Origin of the sequence: Rhodopirellula europaea 6C, assembly GCF_000338295.1 — a bacterium.
Classification (GTDB): Bacteria; Planctomycetota; Planctomycetia; order Pirellulales; family Pirellulaceae; genus Rhodopirellula; species Rhodopirellula europaea.
In genome coordinates, this window is record NZ_ANMO01000216.1 from 127,846 (window position 1) to 146,456 (window position 18,611).

Annotated in this window: 1 protein-coding gene; it reads right to left on the reverse strand. The window is 56.0% G+C overall.

Features of this window, described 5'->3' with window-relative positions; genetic code table 11:
- Positions 1-75: 75 nt before the first annotated feature.
- Entirely contained in the window at positions 76-18,477 is an 18,402-nt protein-coding gene (locus RE6C_RS22740; protein ID WP_008660443.1) for a cadherin-like domain-containing protein, read from the reverse strand.
- Between the last annotated feature and the right edge of the window lie 134 nt (positions 18,478-18,611).

Below are 18,611 nucleotides of genomic sequence, written 5' to 3' on the forward strand. Positions count from 1 at the left end.
TGAATCAAAAACGGGAGGGAATAAGGGGGGTGCCAATGAAGGGGCCCGTTTTCGGGCCCCTCAGGTCAGCAAATTCTAGTTGTGATCAGTTTCATCTGAGAAAAGATCAACCAAGGCGGAGTCAATCGCGCCGTCCAATCCGATGCCTGGTTCGGATAACGACGATTCTAAGTCGTCCGCCAGTGCGTTGGCCAACAATTCGTTGCGTTGCGATTGGCTCGACTCAATGTCGAAACCAACCGAAAGCAAATTGTCCAACGACGCTTCCGCAGAGACAGTCAATTCACCAGCCGGGGTTCGGGAACTGGTGATGGCCGAGGAAATTGGTACCGCGTTGGCCGCCGTGGCAGTTGTGGCCGCTGGAGACGCCAAAGCTTGGGTGGAACCAAAACGTCCGGCAGAAGCCGAATCCAACGATCCCGAAACGATCGTCGTGTTGTCGGCGAGCAACGGTTCACCGCCGGCACCGTTGACCGACCGAGTATTCAGCTCGTTGATCACCTGCAACGCATCCAAGGCGGAGATGCGACCATCGCCATTGACGTCGTAGTAATCCGGTGGTGAAGTCGGAATGCGATCGATCGTCAATTCAGCGTTCGGATCATTGGGATCACGAAGGTCATCACGGTTGAGCAAGTTGATGATTCTGAGCGCGTCGATTGCCGTGACAAAACCATCCGCGGTCACATCGAATCGGTCCGATGGATTCTGGTAGGCCGATTGCCCGAAGGTAATCGTCACCGTCACCGGTGGACTCAGTCGACCCGTGTTGTCTTGCACGCGGTAGGTGAAGCTGTCGCCGGTTGGCAACGGATTCAGCGAGCTGGACTCAGGGTTGAACGTGTAGATGAACGTTCCGTCGTTGTTTCCGCTGAGCGTGAGCGTTCCGTAAGTCGGTTGTGTGACCGAGCCCGATGCGATCTGCAATGTCGAGTTCAGATCCGGGTCGAAGTCATTTCGCAACAGTCCCAAGGCAGGGTCGTTGATTTCAAGACGGCCACCCAGCGATACCGCGTAGGCATCTTCCACACCGGTCGGTGCATCCTCGGCAGCCAAGACTTGCAATTCAAACTGATGAGTTGCTTGGAATTGTGCGTCACGAGCTGACAGTTCGATCGTCACCTGGCCAGATTGGTTTGGCTTCGGTGTGATTCGCATCGAGTCGCCAAAGAACTCAATCGATTGAACCAAAGGATGAGCAGCGATTTGGGCCGCTGTCGGATTCACGATCGATCCAAGACGTGTGACCGTGTAGGTCAGCGTGTCGCCATCCGGATCGAAGAAGACTTGCGTCAGGTCTTCGACGGCGACGTTGTCTTCGATGATCTGCAACGGATTCAAGCTGCCTTGAACCACAGGAGCGTCTGGCGATCCGGTGACGGTGACCAAAATCGTTTGACTGGTGGTCAATCCGGAAGGATCGCGAGCGGTGATCAACACTGGGATGCTGTCGCCGTTTTGGAACGGGACAAAATCGATGTTCAGTTCGTTGCCCGAGACCGTTGGGTTGATCACGGATGTTCCACCCGTCGCCGATACCTCATAGGTCATCGCGTCGCCGTCTGGATCACGGAACCAAGCGTTCAAGTCGAAGTTAACACCTTCGCCCGTCTGCTTGCGTTCGTCGAATCGCAGAGTCGTTTCGCCTTGAACGCCATTGATGCCAATGAATTCGGGCTGATTGTTGACGCTGCCAACGTTGATTGTCACCGTCGCAGTCGAGACACCACCTTCGGAGTCCTGAACTTCATAGGTGAATCGATCGGTGCCGCTGAACTGCGAACGCGGAGTGTAGATCAGTTGGTTGCCGTCCAAGCGAACCGTGCCACCGGCTTCGGTGAAGCGGTTGTTGATCACTTGACCGTTGACAATGCGTTGGAACTGACCGGGCACCAGGAAGATCTGCTGACCGTCGTTCTGCTCGTCGATTGGACCGGCGGTGTCGTTGTTCAAAATGCCGTCGGCACCATCGACATTGATGGTCAGCGGAGTGTCTTCGTTGGTGCTGTAAGTGTCGTCCACCAAACGAGGATTGTCGTTGATCGGAGTGATCACGATGCTCACGCGACCAACCGTTGCGGCGGTTGCGCTGACAATCGCGTTTTGGCCCGGTGCCTCGCGATCCGCGACTCGGTAGATGAACGAGTCAGGTGTGGCTCCACTGTAATCTTGCGGAGGTGTGTACTGAATCGTTCGGCCGTTGTTGGTGATGGCCAACGTTCCGCCCTGCGTCGTTTGGAACGCGGTCGAGCCGGTGCCAGCGAACTGGAAGAACAACTCTTGCTCGTTCGGTTCCGAACCAGGTCCAGCGACGAAGTACGGATCGATCAGGTCGGCAGCTGAGAAGACCACTGGTCCAAGCGATGTTTGATCTTCTTGGCTGACAACGTTGTCTTCCAGGATTGTTTCCGTCGTGAAGACGTCGCTCGGTTGAACACCAGGTTGCAAAGTCGGTGCATCGTTGACCGGAGTGACCGTGATGGTCGCCGTGATCGCTCGCGAGCTGACAAGTTGTCCATCCGGGTTGCCGGGCGAAACGTCCGTTGCACGCACGACAAAGGTCGCTTGCCCAGAGAAGTCCGCATCAGCATCGAAGGTGAATGTTCCATCGACGGCGATGTTCACGACACCAGCAACACGCGTTGCATCGTTGACGTCGTAGATTGTCTTCGACCCAATGTCGTCGGCGAAGATCGCAACGTCTTGTCCGTCGGGTTCGACGACCGCACTGAGCAAACCATTGTCATTGGCGATGGAAGGTGTCAGTGTTCCCGTCGCATCGATCGCTTGCAACGTCGCACCTTCCGCAACGGTGTAGTTGCGGTTCGCTGCGGCGTCATCCACGGTCGGTGGCAAACCTGGCAACAAGGTCACCAAGTAGTCTTCAACTTCACCGGACAGAGCCAAGCCACTCGGCGACAATCCGCCTTCGGTTGAAACTCGGAATCGAGCGTAAGTTGCACTCACGCCGGCCGTGGGGGCTGGAGCCGTGTCAGGGAACTGAATCACGAACTGACGAGTGATTTGACCAGGAGTCTCTGGGTTGCTTTCGAACTGAACGTCTTGCAAGACATACTCGCCAGCGTCATCCCAGTCGCCATCGGCGTTGAAGTCGATCCACGCCTGCAGCACGCTGCCTGGCGAAGCGGTGACTTCAATTGGTGTGATCACGCCTGGGTTGATGATTCCGCCAGGGTTGGTCGCACTGGAGAAGGTCACGCCGTCTTCGTCGTTGCCGGTGAAGTTCACAACGAACACCCCATTCTCTTGAGAGATCGAGCGTTCTGCAGGACGAAGAGGGCTTTGATCGATGGCTCGGACGATCGCTGCCGCGATGTCTTCTTCATTGATCAACGCGTTGTCGACATTGCCATTCTCATCGAGGGCATCGATTGAGATTGCGAAGTTGTCTTCCTCGAAGCGTCCGTCAACGTCGAATTCCAACGTTGCTTCGACACCGCCAACCGTCAACGTGATCGTTTCGCCATCGAACAGGTTCAGCGAAGAGAAGTCCGATGGGTTCACTGCGATGCGAACATCGCCGTCAACAATCGTGTTGGAGAACAAGGTTGCTGGCAATGGGCCGCCCGCTGGCGTCAGCGGAGACACATCAATGGTCAAGTCGTCACCGTCGGCGGTGCGGACAGCCAAAGCGTCCACTTCCGCGTCAACGCGACTTCCCAAAACAGGATTGTTTGCACCACCAATCACGTGGCGAGCACCGTCTTGAGCCAAAGTCGTTGGGTAACGACCTGGAACACCGGCTACCGGGTCGGGTGCGTCACCAAAGTCCAGTCCGATACCGGGCATCAGAATGGTGAACTGGGTCGAGCGATCTTCGCGATTAGGTGCCAATGGGTTGCCAGCCAAATCCTTGATGGCGGGCAAGTAGTAGTTGCTGACCGGGCCGTCGATGATCGAAGCGTTCTCGACGAACAAGGTCGAACCACCACGGTTTTCGGCTAGCAACGTGGTTGTCTCGGGTTGCCCCGGTTGATTGACGCCTTGCAAGGCTCGAAGAATGCTTCGTTTGACATCCTCGGAATTGTTGTCCGGCGAGATTGGAATCGCGATCGCTCCACCGGGAACACCAACCACATTCAGTGTGGTCGAGCCCGAGATGTCAACTTGGGTGCCCGGCAAATCGTTCAGGCGAACGGTTCCAGCTTCCACGTCGGCCACTGGCATCAATTCTTGACCCGTTGCAGGATCCACTGCGAATCGCAAACCACCGCGATTGTTGCTGATCGTTGCTGCCAAGCTTTGAGCGATCTCACCGATCGAGCTGCTGGAGTTGAACGTCACAGGAATGTTGCCCGCACGAACTCCGCCACCACCATCGCTGAGTTCGAACTCGAACGAGATGTCGACGTCGCCCTGACGCAGTCGCAACACTTCTCCATCGGCCACAATACCGCGGTCGACCGAGATGCCTGGGGTGCCCGGAACGAGCAAACCTGGCAAGCCGTTGTTGTCGACGCGATCGCGATCGATGCGTCCCAGCGAGATCTGGTTGTTCGCATTGACTGTGGCGGTCATGTCAGCAGGCGAGGCATTGATAACCGCAGCCAAGTTCGCTGCCAACGTCGCACCGTTTTGGTTTGAGTCGTAAGGAACGAAGATCGCACCCGGAACAGGCGTGACGTTGTTCAGACCCGTTGGCAAAACGAATTGCAGCACAACGTCGTTGCCCGCGTCGTCTCGCAGAATCAATGCACTGCCATTGGTGATGCTGAATCCGCCAAGGGTTGGCATCGTCAACAACAATGGTCCAAAGACTTGAACCGTGCTGCTTTCTGTCACACCGGGTTCGCCACGAACCTCGAGTGAACTTCCGGCGGTGACCGTGATGATGGCCGGTTGAGGAATGATGTCTTGTCCGTTGACGTTGACCGTCTCGTTGGACTCGACCTGTACCTGGCCGGGAGCAACCACTCGCGAACCCGGGGCCAAGCCGTTGATCAGATCGGCTGAGTTGTTCAGTGCATCTCGAACCGCGTCAGCCAAATCGCTGGCGGTGTCGGTCAAGCGGAACGGCATACGGAAGTGGCGAGGCTCAACACCGTCGAAGGTGTCCTGTCCATTTTCGTCCTGCGTGATCAAGTCGAATTCCAACGTGCGTCGAACTTCAAACTCGGAAGTTTCACTCAACGACAACCCGCCATAATCGGATTGGAACGTCGCCGTCACGCCGGTTGGCAAGTTCAAGAACACAAACTGGTCTTGAGCGACTGGATCACCATTCAGTCCGGCGTTGCGGAGCAGGCTTGCCAGTCGGCGAGCAAACTCATCTCGCGAAACGAGAACCAGAGTTTCGTTTCCGACGTCGTCGGTGACCGTTTCGGTGATGTCCAGAGCAAAGCTGCCTGGAGTCGGGATCAAGTCGTTTTCGGAGGCGTCGATTTGAACTCGAACTCGATCGCCAGCACTCGTTTGTAGAACGAAGACACTGTTGTCCAGAGTTGCACCGAAATCAGACACGGCCAAACCGGCTGGATAGGCGGTGCCCAATTCGATCGACGTTGAAACCGTTGCGGGGCTTTCAGTCACGCGAATGATGTCGCCGTCGCTAATCGGACGGCTGAGTCCGATGGCGGTCAGTTGGCCAGCACTGATGTTGACGAAACCAGCCGAAGGCAAATTCAGGTAAACCGCATCATCGACGACAGTCGGAACCAATCCGAGTGCCGAGTTGGACAATGTGTCCGCGATGACCTGAGCCAATTCGATGGAGGTCAACTCGTTTGGAGCGACCGTGATCACGACAGGAACGAACGATGGATCGCTGAGTGTTCCGTCTTCGGTGAATTCGAAGGTGCGAGTCACATTGCCATTGCTGACGATGAATGTGTCACCGACTTGAACGCCACCAAACGCGGTGCCAGCACGAGGTGCTTGCAAGGCTAGCGTACGGGCATCCTGTTCCATGCCACCTGCCGAGGTGTCGACGGTGTATCCCGAAGGAGCACCAAGGATGACTCGATCGCCATCAACGACGACTTCGACTTCGAAGTTTGGATTGGCGGCAAGTGCCGTGTTGATCGCCGTTTCGATGTCGCGAGCGATACGCTCACGCACTTCTTGGCGACCTTCTGGTGTGTCGACCTGGGTATCGGGAAGGATGATCGGAGTCGCATTGCCCAAGACGGTTCCATCGCGATCGAATTCGAACACCAAGGTGTCGTTTTCGCCATCGCCGATACGGAACGAGTCGCCATCGCTGAGACCGCCTGCATCAATGCCAACTTCCGGGACGACCAGCGTCAACGTTTCAGGCAAGAACAGTTGGTAGCCCGACTCAAATTCGAAGACGACCGTGCCTCCGTCCGAGTCAGTGATGCTGACTTGTTGTCCATCACGCACTTCGCTTGGATCGGGAGCAACGATGACGCTGCGGTCACGGTTGTTCAACGAGATGCTATAAGCGTTTCCTTCTCGCCAAACACCGGCAAGCGGAGTCAGCGTGATCAGGTTGCTTGTTTCGTCGTAATCGAAGGTGTAGTCGATGCCTTCGGTCAACAACTTTTCATTTTCGAAGACCGCGACGTTGGCGCCCACGGGACGCAAGCCGTTGATCGCAGCCACCACGACGGTGTCATCATCGATTCCGATTCCGGAGAATGGATTGGACGAGTCACCTGTGTCACGCAGTTGGATGGTGAATTTCTGTTGGTTGCCGCCCGTCAATCGCAGGAAGCTGTCGGAGCTATCGCCGTCACGACCCTCGGCATCGTTATCGAGCGGGTCCTGCAACGTTGCGACCGGGCCGTTGAAGTCGGCCAGTTCGTTTGCACCGCGGTCGATGAACAAGCTTCCGCCGACACCGGATGGAGGAGCTGCCAGATCGTTGTCCGCACGCAGCACACCGTTTCCGTCACGGGTTGGTGCCAGGATGTTGCTGGTACCCAGACCAACGCTTTCCTTCACGCCACCAAATGCGTCACGTTCGACCACCGAGCTCGCACCACTGTCGATCGCCAGCGAGAACAACGCTGGGATGAAGTTGTCACCATTGGCGTTAACGAACAGAGCATCGTTGTTGCCCAACGTGATGTTGAAGTCATCGGTGCCGCCGTTGACGCTGCTAGGGCCGGTGGCACCATCGGTCGTCAGTCCAACGCCACCATTGTTAACGCTGTTGATGTTCTGACGGAACACAGTCGTTTGTGGTTGGTCGTGCTGGAACAGGTTGTTTGTGACAACGACTTCGGATGGCTTGATATGTTCATCCGGATCGGTTGGGTGACTGAAACCGCGGAATTGGGTTTCCTCGACCACGATGCTTTGGTTCAAGTTCGACAAGACGTTGTTGATCAAGGTCGCACTGCTGCCACCGGTCAACATCACACCTGTTTCAGGTAGCAATTGGTCCATCTCAACACCTGGTTGAGGGTCCATTCGCAACGGAGTCGTGCCGCCTTCTGGTGGAATGATCTCGACCTTCGCTGCGTTCTTGATCAGCAGGTAGAGTTCGGTTGTGCCGAGCCCTGACGTTGTCGTGCCAGCAAATCCCAAGCTGTCGACTTCGCTTGTTCGGTCGTGGCCAAATCCGTATTGGAAGTCGCTGCCCGTTCCGAATGGGAACGGAATCGAGAAGTTGAAACGTTCCAATCCGGCTGCACTGCCGGCAAGTCCGCCGAGAGCGAGTGCTTCGACCCGGGTGATTGGGCCCGCAACAGCACCGATGTCATCGTCATCGGGACCATTGTCAAATTCGTTGTTGGGCAATGGAGGGCTGGTCAGCGTCGGGTTGTCGACAACTCCTGCTCCGTTGATCGCATTTTGCAGTGCAGAGATGATTTCCGGCGTTCGGAAACCATCGCCAGGTTGCAACGGAACGTTGACAACTGTTTCGCCGTTGTCGTTTGTGCGGATGCCACCAACGGAATCCGTGAATAGGAACCGAATCGAGTTTGTGCTGTTAGGAGCAACGAATCCGTCCTGACGATCAGGAATCTGTGTGATCACGACCGAGGTGCCGATCAAATCATCACCGGTCGATCCCAAGTTGCCTGTGTTTCGGGCCAGGTTCTGGTCGTCGATGCTCAGCACGAAATCGCGAGCCGCATAAGCTTCGATTGCGATGGTGTAGTTGCCGGTGATGTCGTTGCTTTTGGCGCGGCCAGACAATGCGTTCGGGTCGTATTCGCCGTTGGATTGCAACGAAACAGCAACGTAGTAGGTACCTTTGGCCGTCGCGGTGAAGTCCAGGAATGGATCGACCGCACGAAGGTTCGGCTGCGTATCGTCGGCAGTGTCGACCGGATCGATACCCGTGTCGACAAAGGTGTCTTCCTGTGTTGGATCCGTTGCCGTTTCGAGATAAGACGGAGCTGCGGCGGCATCATTGGATGCCACTTCAACGCCGTTCGAGTCGAACAGTCGCAGGACCAAATCGGGGCCTTCGGGAATGTCCAAGGCGGCTGCCAACGTGTCGATGTCGACCGTCAAACGATCGCCCGCACGAAGTTCGACTTCATAGAAGTCAACGTCTTGCTGAGCGGTCAGCAACGAGTTGCCATTGCCGATCGTTCCGTCGGTGATGTAGGCACCGTTGTGGGCTTGGCCAACCTTCGTGTCACGAGCACCGCTGATGGTGTCGTCTCCATCGACGCCGTCGATGATCGCGGCCTGGGAGAACTGCGACTCAGTTCCATCCTGACCATAGATCGTGTTGTTGACGATTCGCGAGAAAGGTTGTGGAGCTTCCGCGACGGCCGCTGGGCTGGCAACGAATGGGTTTCCACCGCCTTTGGCGAACGAAGTGTCGAAATAGATCCCAGTCACACCTTCCAGGAACACCGTTGCGGTCGGGAACGAGATGTCGCTGAGGTAGCGATTCTCTTCCAGTTCATCGCCGAACTGGATGGATGGCCCGATTGTTGGATGAACCAATTGAACCAGGTCATTGGTCATCAAAATGCTGCCCTGGATGGCTTGATAAATTGCCATCATCGCTTCGTGACGGGTGTGAGCGTAGTCACGGCGTGCCGCCTGAGGAATCGTTGGCGGGTTGTAGAGTTGACCCGTATGGCGGATGTAAATCGGCACGTGACCATCAACGTATCCGTCACCACCAATCACACCGCTACCACCGGCTGGCACGACGCCACCCCCAATGTCTTCGAATTCGAATGTGACACGAGTGCCTGCGGCGTCGATGGTCATCGTCAAACCATCTGCGATGAAGTCGCCGAAGCCGATGTCGCCGAGGAAGTCACCGCTGAAGAACGAATCAATCTGCCATGGTCGTGTTTCGCCATCCACTTTGATCGCGGAATAGCCAGCACTGTCGATTGTGTTGTTTACGATCGTGACCGAAGGAGCCAAACCACCGATGACGGAGTTGTTCAACGTGGGCAGATTGCGGACACCGCCCGGTGTCGTGTTGCCAATCGGAGGCTGTTGCAGGTAAGGATTTTCCTCTCCCGCAAAGAAACCATCGTTGTTGAATCCGAAGAAGTTCCCAAGGTCCAACGCGAATTGCGAACGCGTCTTGATGTCTTGGGGATCAACGCCCCGGTCGCCTGGTTCGCTCCAAATTCCAATCGCGTGAACGTCGCTGATTTTGTTTGAGTCGATGAAAAATTGGTCTTGTCGACGCTGGACATTTTGGTCGCCAATGAACTCGGTGTAGATCGCTGGCAAGCGGAAAGGAGTTCCTGCCGGCACGATTGGATCGGCCGCGTCCGGCACATCTGCGACGCTGTCGACCTTGTAGAAATCACCAACCACGGCAGCGGACAAATTGATCCGTATGTCATTGTTGCCACCGGTCGTATCACCCGATGAATCCGTTGCTTGAATCGGAATCAAGGCCTGGACGGCTGGAAGGTTGAACGCTGTTCGAATTCGTTCCGCCACTTCGATTTGGGTGGTCACGCCAACAATATTGATGGGAATGTTACCAGCCAGAACCGATCCGGAACTGTTGAATTCAAACGTCACGCTGCGGACGTTGTCCGACATGGTGAACGTGTCACCGTCGCTCAATTGCGATGGGTGAGGAGCGACAATCGTCATCGTCCGTGCCAGTCGCTCGTTTGTATCAAACGAGGCCGTTGGAGTCTGAGTCGTTGCCGAAGTCGTCGATGTGTATTCCTGACCAGGGCGGATTTCAAGTTGGTATTCGCCGAGGACAGACTGCGATTGTCCGGTGAATCCAGTGCGGCCTGATGCAGCACCGACAACCAACTCACCACGCTCTGCGAAGCCGACGATGAAGTTGTCGAGGTACAGGCCTTCTCCACCGAAGACCGGACCGGTACCGGCAGCTAGGTCGGTGTCGTATTCGAAGCGGATGATGACGTTGGAGTCACCCGCGAATTCTCCCAGGTCCAGTCGAGCCTGATACCAGTTTTCCAAGGCGTCTTGTTGCAACAACGAGCCGTTGGTACCAGCGATGCCCGCAGCATTGCCCGCCAAAACGGTGTCGCCCTGTTGGTCACTTCGAGCGATGACGCGAACTTCGTCATCCCCAATGTCGCTGAGCAAGTAATCGAAGTACAGGTAAGGTTGGTCAGCGTCGCTGTAACCCGTCAGGTCAAACGCAACGCTGTCCAAATCGCCGCGAATCTCGGAACGATCAAAGTACAGCGATTGATTGTTCGGGTCGCCACCACTGGTGACATGGTCCTCGACCGAAACGTTGAGTTCATAGGTGCCCTGCTGTGGGCGATCCGCAACGTCCAACGAGAACACTTGGTTCGCTGGGTCGTAGGCGGTTGCTTCGGGCGAGACGGCAACGAAGTAAACACCCGCTTGCAAGAACGTTTCGATGTAGGGGTCTTCGCTGAACAGACTCAATGGGTCGCTCGTGCTTCCCAAAGCACCGTAGCTGGTTGGCGCGAATGAATTCGTCGCAATCACGGTGCCGAAGGCATCCAGCAACTGCAACTTCAAGTCGACGCTGTCGCTTTCGAAATCTTCGATGTCTGGATCGACGTCGATGCCGCCGAAGCCAGGGTTGGTGTCATAGGCAAATGGAATGAAACCATTGTCGACGTCCAAGATGACTCGTGAGCCATCGACAGGGACAACGAATTGGTACACATCGACCACTTCGTTGACCGTGGTCCCGAACACCTTGGTGTGTGGGAGCTGCTGCGAGGTATTTGTGCCGAAGAAGTTCCCGACATTGGGGTCGTCGTTTAGACTCCAGCCGAGGTTGGCTTCGAGGTCGTCCGCAGCAAGCAACGAGTTATTGGATTCTGATTCGAATTGAACGCTATCAGGGAACAAGTCCACATTTCGCGAACCGTTGAAGGTTTGCTTGGAGTTGTGCCCAACATCACGTGCACGATCGAGTGTCGTCGACCAACCGAACGGCAAGACACTGGTGTCGATGAAGAATGGTTCGACCGGTGCGTCTGCTGTTGTTTGGATGCTGTTGGCGATTTGGTCATCAACAATTCGCAAAATGGAATCAATTGGTTCCAACCGGACCAACGGATCGGACAAGACATCCGGTGTTGTTCCTTCGCCCGTGACGGCCACGTAGTACGTTCCGTCACCACCTGGCATCGCGAGAGGACCGATGTAAGCGTCCCCGTTATCGATGCTGCCTCGCTGCAACAGATCAATTGGCGAGTCGCCCTGGATGGTTTGGTCTTCCAAGATGTTGCTGTCGTTGCCAATCGCAACCAATCGTGGTTGAGCATCGCCTGTTTCGCCATCGGGATCGTAGAAGATCGAAAGCATCGTGTCGGGACGATTGAAGCCATCGGCATAGTCGATGTCGAAGATCAACGTGTCACGACTGACCGCACCTTGTGATCCGAGCACATCGATTTGGTAATGGTCAATGTCTGCGACGGTGTCCAATGAGCCGCCGACGCTGAGCACGCCATTGCGACTTTCCAAGGTGTTGCCGAGGTACTGTGCTCGTTGGCCAGGCGTATCCAGATCGGATACCGCGATGTCGTTGCTGGACGTGTTGCCAAACTGCTCGTTCTCTTGTGCTTCACCCAAAAGTGGCGAATTCGCCATGGCACCGCGGACGTGAATACCGTTGTTCGCATATCGAATGTCTGCGAAGCGAACCATGCTGCCGCTGAACTCTTGCTCTTCACGCAAGCGAACTTGGAAACGATAGCCACCACGGGTCAGGCCGCCTTCGGCGTCGTCTGGATTGACTGCCGCACTGCGAACTCGGATGAAGTAATTCGACGAGTTGCCAATAGGTCCTGGCAGCGTGATTCGTAGACCGGCATCACGTGGATTGACCGTGTCGTAGTCCATGAATCCATCGAAGTTCGAATTCGCTTGAAGCGATCCGGCCAAGCCTTCAGCACTTGGGTCGAGGATGGCCACTTCTGCGTCGCCATTGACTTCGTCGAAGGAGTTGTCGCTGCGAGCGATAACGTTTCCGTCGGGATCAAGGATTTCCAACACGGTGTCCAGCGTGAACGATGTGTGGTCGAGGTCGACCCAAATCTGAGTTCCTGCTTCGCCCGTGAATGCATAGGTATCGACATCGTTGCTTTGCGAAAGGAAACCTTCCACTTCGAAGCCCAAGCGATTCTGTTCGTCACTGAACAACTCGTTCGGAGCAAGGGTTCCCAAAGCTTGAGCGGTGACAACCGAGCCATTCAGGCCTGGGCTGATTTCCGACTTCAGTTCGCGTTCCAGGATGAACTCGATGTTTGTGTAATTCGAATTCTCGTCGAAAAGAATGCTTCGCCAATCATTGGTGTCGGGACGGCTCGCGAAGGAATCACCGTTGGTGTCCAAGAACGCCGTGCCATCTGGCATCAGACCCGCACCGACGGTATCGTCCGCAAGGCTGGTCAAGACCACTGGTGATCCAGGCATCCCGATGATTTGGACCGTACCGCCAATGCGATCGTCGATGTCGCCGATCGTTCCCGTCGCGGTCAATCCGGTTCCGCTTGTTGGGCTGAATGCAGTGCCGCTTCCGGAAAGCTTGACGACCAAGCTTTCTTCCGCACGACTGAACAGACGCAGTCCGCCAGTGGAGTGAAGGTTTCCGACTTCGATGCTGTCGAAGATCATGTGAACGATATCGGTATCGTCCCAGATGCTTTCGGTTGTCAGTTGGCCACCGCGAATTTCCAAGCCGCTTAGCTGGCGTTCACCCGCCGCTGCATTGGCAACCACTTCATAGCGGTTTTCGCGAATCAATGGACCATAGTTGTCGTCCAGTTCGGCGAAGTTATCGACTGAACCGGTTTGGCGACCAAGGTCGATGATGCGTTCGGCTGTCATCGAGTTGCTGTCGATGTCGATGATGCTGCCGCGGTTGTCGACGAAATCGTTGCCAACAATGATTGGCTGGCTGCCACGAACGTGAATCGTGGAAGGCGTAACGCCTGGTCGGCCGAATCGACCGACATCGCCCGCACCATCTTGCCCGTCGTCGTTGAATTCGAACCGCGAATTCACGACGCGTGCCGAAGCCTGTTGCAGCTGCAATGGAACGAAGCCGCGGCTTTCACCACCGGGAATCAAGCTCACGCCACCGGCATACGCGATCGTCGCTGAATCAAGACTGATATGCGAGTTTGGACCTGCATAGATGCCGGACCAATCGCCGCGATCGGGATCGAACACCGTGCCAGTTGCCGCGTCGTTGCTGGTATCAAACGTTCCACCAGCACCAAAACGATCGTCCAGCAAGCTGGTGAAGATGACCGGGCGTTGTGCCGTGCCTTCGGCCAACAACTGAGTGCCGTGGCCAAGCTCGATGCGTGCTCCGTTCAGCTTGACAATCAGACCGGGATCGATGGTAAGCGAAGCGTCCAAACGACCGCGAACGCCATCCAGATCTGGATCGAGCAGTGTGCTGTTGGCAGCAGTTTGTTCGCCAGTGTCAACGAAGGTTTGACGTGTCGCATCCAGCTGAGCGACGAAGACATAGTCGTTCGTGCCCGGGATGCTGCGATACAAACGACGGGCGACGAAGTTGCTGACACCGCCGATGGCGGGCAGATTGCGAAGTTCAATCGACGATCCGCTCAATGTCGACGGAACCGCAAAATCGCCACTCGGATCGCTAGCCGCTGACTCAAAGCCGAACACGTCGACGAACGTCATGCGATAGTTGTAGGTGCCTTGCTCCAAGTTGCCGCCGAGATTCACGTTGCCGGCCGAGCTGGTCAAATCGGGACGGATGCCGTCTTCGATGCTACCGCCGGGGGTACCGACGATCGACAGGTTTTCAGCCAAGTAGTGAACCACATCGATGTCGTCGAATCGACCGGCAACGGTCAACTCACGAGGTGGTTGGTTCGCGGTGGTTTGAACACGAATGAACAAACCGTTGATGCTGTTATCGATCAATTGGTTCGAATAGATGTCCGGTCCAACGCGGTCGTAATCCGCGATGAAACGTCCAGCGACTTGGAACTTAGGACCTTGGAAAGTGGTTTCTTCGAAGGTGTCCGGTGAAGCGCTGATCGCAGCATCAGCACTGCGAGTGATGTCGTTGAACGAAATCGTAGGACGTCGACCGATCATGGTGATCGGATTGACCAACTGCTGAACCGAATCGATCAGCAAGTTGCTGCCACCGCCGAAGCGAATTTCTGCGTGGTTCACACGGTCGACGAAGATGCCTTCGTCTTCCAACGAACTTCGACCTTGAACCGCATCAAAGTCACTGCGGAAGACGATTCCGCCCCAGTCGCCAGGGCCCGCTGCCGGAGCGATGCCAGCCGCAGCGACATCCACACCACGGTCTCGCATACTGGTCAGGATCACGCTGCCGTTGTCATACGCGGAGGTCGCATCGGAAACGTGCGTCAACAGAGTTGTTGTGGGATCGAATGCCGGATCGTTGACGTCATTGTCGGTCGACAATTCAACCAATCGAGGTGTGCCCAAGACTTGCAGCAAGGATCCGCTGCGGTCGATTTGCAAGCTGCTACTGCCGACGCCAATGCGAGCGCTGCGGAATTTTAGTGCGGCGCCCGCGTCAATGACAGCTGTCACGCCTTGCGGGACTTCCATGTTGCGGCCGTCTTCCAGCACTTGGCCACCGGTTTCGGTGATGCCAAATTGATAGCTGAAGTTGTCCGCTTCGGTTTCGATGTCGCCATCGATACCGCCGTTACCGACGATGCGAACTTGGTCACCAAATCGAGCGACCGAAAACGCGCTGAGCACATCGTCGCTGGCGATGTTGTTGATCGGCGAATCGATGCTGCCGTCGGCCTGAGCCGCGCCCATCTTATCGACGAAAATCGTGCGACCATGAATGGTCATGCCGCGGAAATTGGTGGACGTTTCGACGGAACGTTCGCCCGACAACTGGACCAATTCACCCGATCCGATTACCTCGGCTGATACGCCGGTGACACCCGTCAAAAGATTGATGGAGGTCGCCAATTCGTTCGCCAAGCCCGCTGCGGGGGAACCCGCACCGACGGTGGCGTTGTACTGAACCACGACGCTGCCTGGGACGGTCGAGCTTTGTCCGATCGGCACAAATTCATAAACCCGACGAGCACCCGTTCCACTGATGACCTCAATCGTTTGGTGAGGCGTGATCGAGTTGCCGGTCAGTTCGAATTCCAAGATTCGTTCTTCAGGACGAGTCTGGAACCAGAACTGGTACAAACCGCCAGCGGCTCCGTCACCGTCACCATCGAGTGGCGTTCCGGGAACACCAATTCGATCGCCGGCATTGTTGCCTTCGAGGTCCATGTCGCGAAGCACGTTGACTTCATCGACGTTGGGGTCGAACTTGACGAGAAGTTCGTATTCACCTTGTGTTCGCCCGCCGAAACCACTTTCAGGAATCAATGGGTTGTATTCATCGTTTCCGCTTGCGGCGACACCGATGTAATAGGTTCCCGCTCCCAAGGATGCGGTGAGGAACGAGTCTTCACTGAAGTAGTCGTCGTTGCGGCTGAGCTGTTCCAAACCACCGCCAGCGAGACTGATGGGCGAGAAGTCCAGGACTTCATTCGGTCGTGAAATGTCGGTTGTGTCGTTACCTTCGACCAAGCGAGCTTGAACCAGCGATGAAGCAAACGGGTCGTTGTTGATTGCATCGATCAATGCGGACACCGGAACTTCACCCACGCTGCTGCGACGGGGGACGTCCAGCAGGATGACGTTGTCCAACAATTGGCCGTCATCACCGGTTCGACGCAGCACGCGGACTGCATCATCGTTGGCGGCGCGGTCGCTTTGAACGAATTCGATTCGAGTTTGATTGCCTTCGGCACCAGCCGCGACGGCCAAGAACTCAACCGACAACGATGGACCCAAGTCGAAGTCGGAAGTTGCCGATGCGGGGACTTCCTGGAACAACGTCAACGTCGTGTCGAGCAAGCTGGATTGAGCCAGGCGTTCCGCGAAAGTTTCGACGGTCAACGTTCCCAATCGATCAGCATCGTTGAGGTTGACCTCAAACCGGTACATGTCGATATCAACACTGTCAGGTTGATACAGGTACTGGCCGTGCAACACATCTGCGTTGCCCGGGAAGACTGGTTCCAGATCCTTCAGGTCGGCTTCGGTTTCTGGATTGATTGTGTCGTTCAAAAATGCGAACGAACCGCTCAGCAATGTCTCCGGTGGCAATTCAGGTGCGAATTCCAATCCGAGTAACAAACCGACGCCGGCGGCTGCTTTGCGAGTGAAGTCTTCGCCGTAAGCCGTGCCGAATGTGACTTGGTTGCTAAAGACGATCGCTGGATCAGCAAACGTTTCGTCAACACGAACATTCGCGTTGATCACGTTGAAGCTGACCGAGCTCGCCAAACGAGCGTTGTCGCCGACGGCGAACGTGATGCCTTCCGAAACCGTTTCGCGGAACTGCACACCAATCTTTGCGGACCATAGGTCCAGCACTTCGCGAACGCGTTGACGTTGGCGTTCGGTGATTTGGTTGCTGAACGTTGTGCCGCCGGTCGATGCGACGTTAGACTCGAAGTTGTAGGCAATCTCGGTGATGCCATCGACGGAGTCAGCACCGAACAACGGGTTGAGGTGACCTTGGAAAGCGGTGTCGACTTCGCGGTGCCCTGGATCGTCATTCCCACCGGGAAGATCCAAATCAAACGGCATCGGCGAAATGGATTCGCGGATCAGAACGCTGGACAACTCACCGGTCGAACCGAGTTCGCCAAGGTTGTACGCGGTCGTGAGCGTGCCGCCCAAACCGACCAAATTGAAATCGCTTTTGTTGGTCAAGCTCAATGGCAACGCGAGCGAACCAAAGCTGTTGGGGTCCACTTCAACCAAGCCGGCGACCGAGGGCGTGCTTGCCACTGCGACTCGCAAATCGTTGACCGTCGGTGTGGATCCACCAAAGTCGACCACGACGCGACCGTTGGCGTCCAGGCTGACTGCCAATCCACCCGCGGCGGAATTGACAAACGTCACGGCTCGTTCGGGTTGGTCTTCGCCGAGCAACAACGATCGAATCAAGAACTCGCTGCCGCTGTTGTCCAGAGCAACGCTGGTGAACGGACGAGGAATGACTTCAGCGGGTTGCAGCTGCAGTTCAGCCGAGCTGCTGATGGCATTGCCAATACGCAGTCGGAACGTGCCGCCACCGACGGGAACAGCGAATGAGTCTTTGAACGCGGCCAAGTTGGCTTCGGCTTCGGCCACCGAAGGCGTTCCGGCGACCAAGGCGGCCTCGAGCTGTGCCAGTTGCGATGCGTCCTGAGCGGTCAGGACAGCTTGCTCGAACTTCAGATCGTTGATGTCGTCCGTATCGAAGAACAAACGAGCCGTGAAAGTTTTTTGGTCGTAAACAACCTTGGCGGGTTGATAGACGACATCGTCGGTGGTGCGAACCGTGTCTTGGGTCAGCAGCAACTGATAGAAACGAGGGTTTTCGGCCGATCGTGTGGTTGGATTGCCGTTGGCATCGTTTTCGACGAACAACGGATCTTCGTTGAAGTAAACAACGATTTCGTTGCGGTTCTGCGTCAGGCTGCCATCAGCATTGCGAACAACCGGCTGCGGCACGACCGATTCAATCAGTGCACCCAGGTCCAAATCGAAGTCGATTGTTTGGACACGCTCACCGGCTTCGTTTGGAACGAACAGTTCCCCGTTCAAGTTGCGAATGCCGACGATGTCTTCATCGGGATTGTCGTAACCAAACAGTTTGATTTGGTAGTCATCGTCCGGCAGGTTTTCGGCAAAGCGAACGATGATCTCGTTTTCGTTGGGATCGCCCAACGTGATCGAACCCGGTTCGATCACGATCTTTTCGTTGAAGTCGCCATCGCCACCGGCGCGACTGATCTCAACGCCGCCCAGCGTGGTTGGGTCGATCTGTTGGTTCTCGTCGAAACGGAACGTCAACACGCGAGGGGCGGTTTGGCGGACGGCACCATCGTCGATTAAGTCGCCCTCATTGGGTTGAACCCCAATGAGCTGTGGCCCAGCCAGCAACTGCCGAGCTTCGAGCGTCTCGACCAAGTGACGTCGACGCTGTTGGCGACTTTCGCCTCCGCGTTTGGACGTCTTGGACCGACGACGAGCTGGCACCGATGGCGCACGATCGCGGGAGGAGGCATTTTCCGTGGACGGAGACACTGTGTTTCGCTGACGCGAGGTCATAGACCGAACCTTCTAGGCAGACCAGAGATTGGGTCTTGGTTGGCTTCCGAAACAGCCAATTT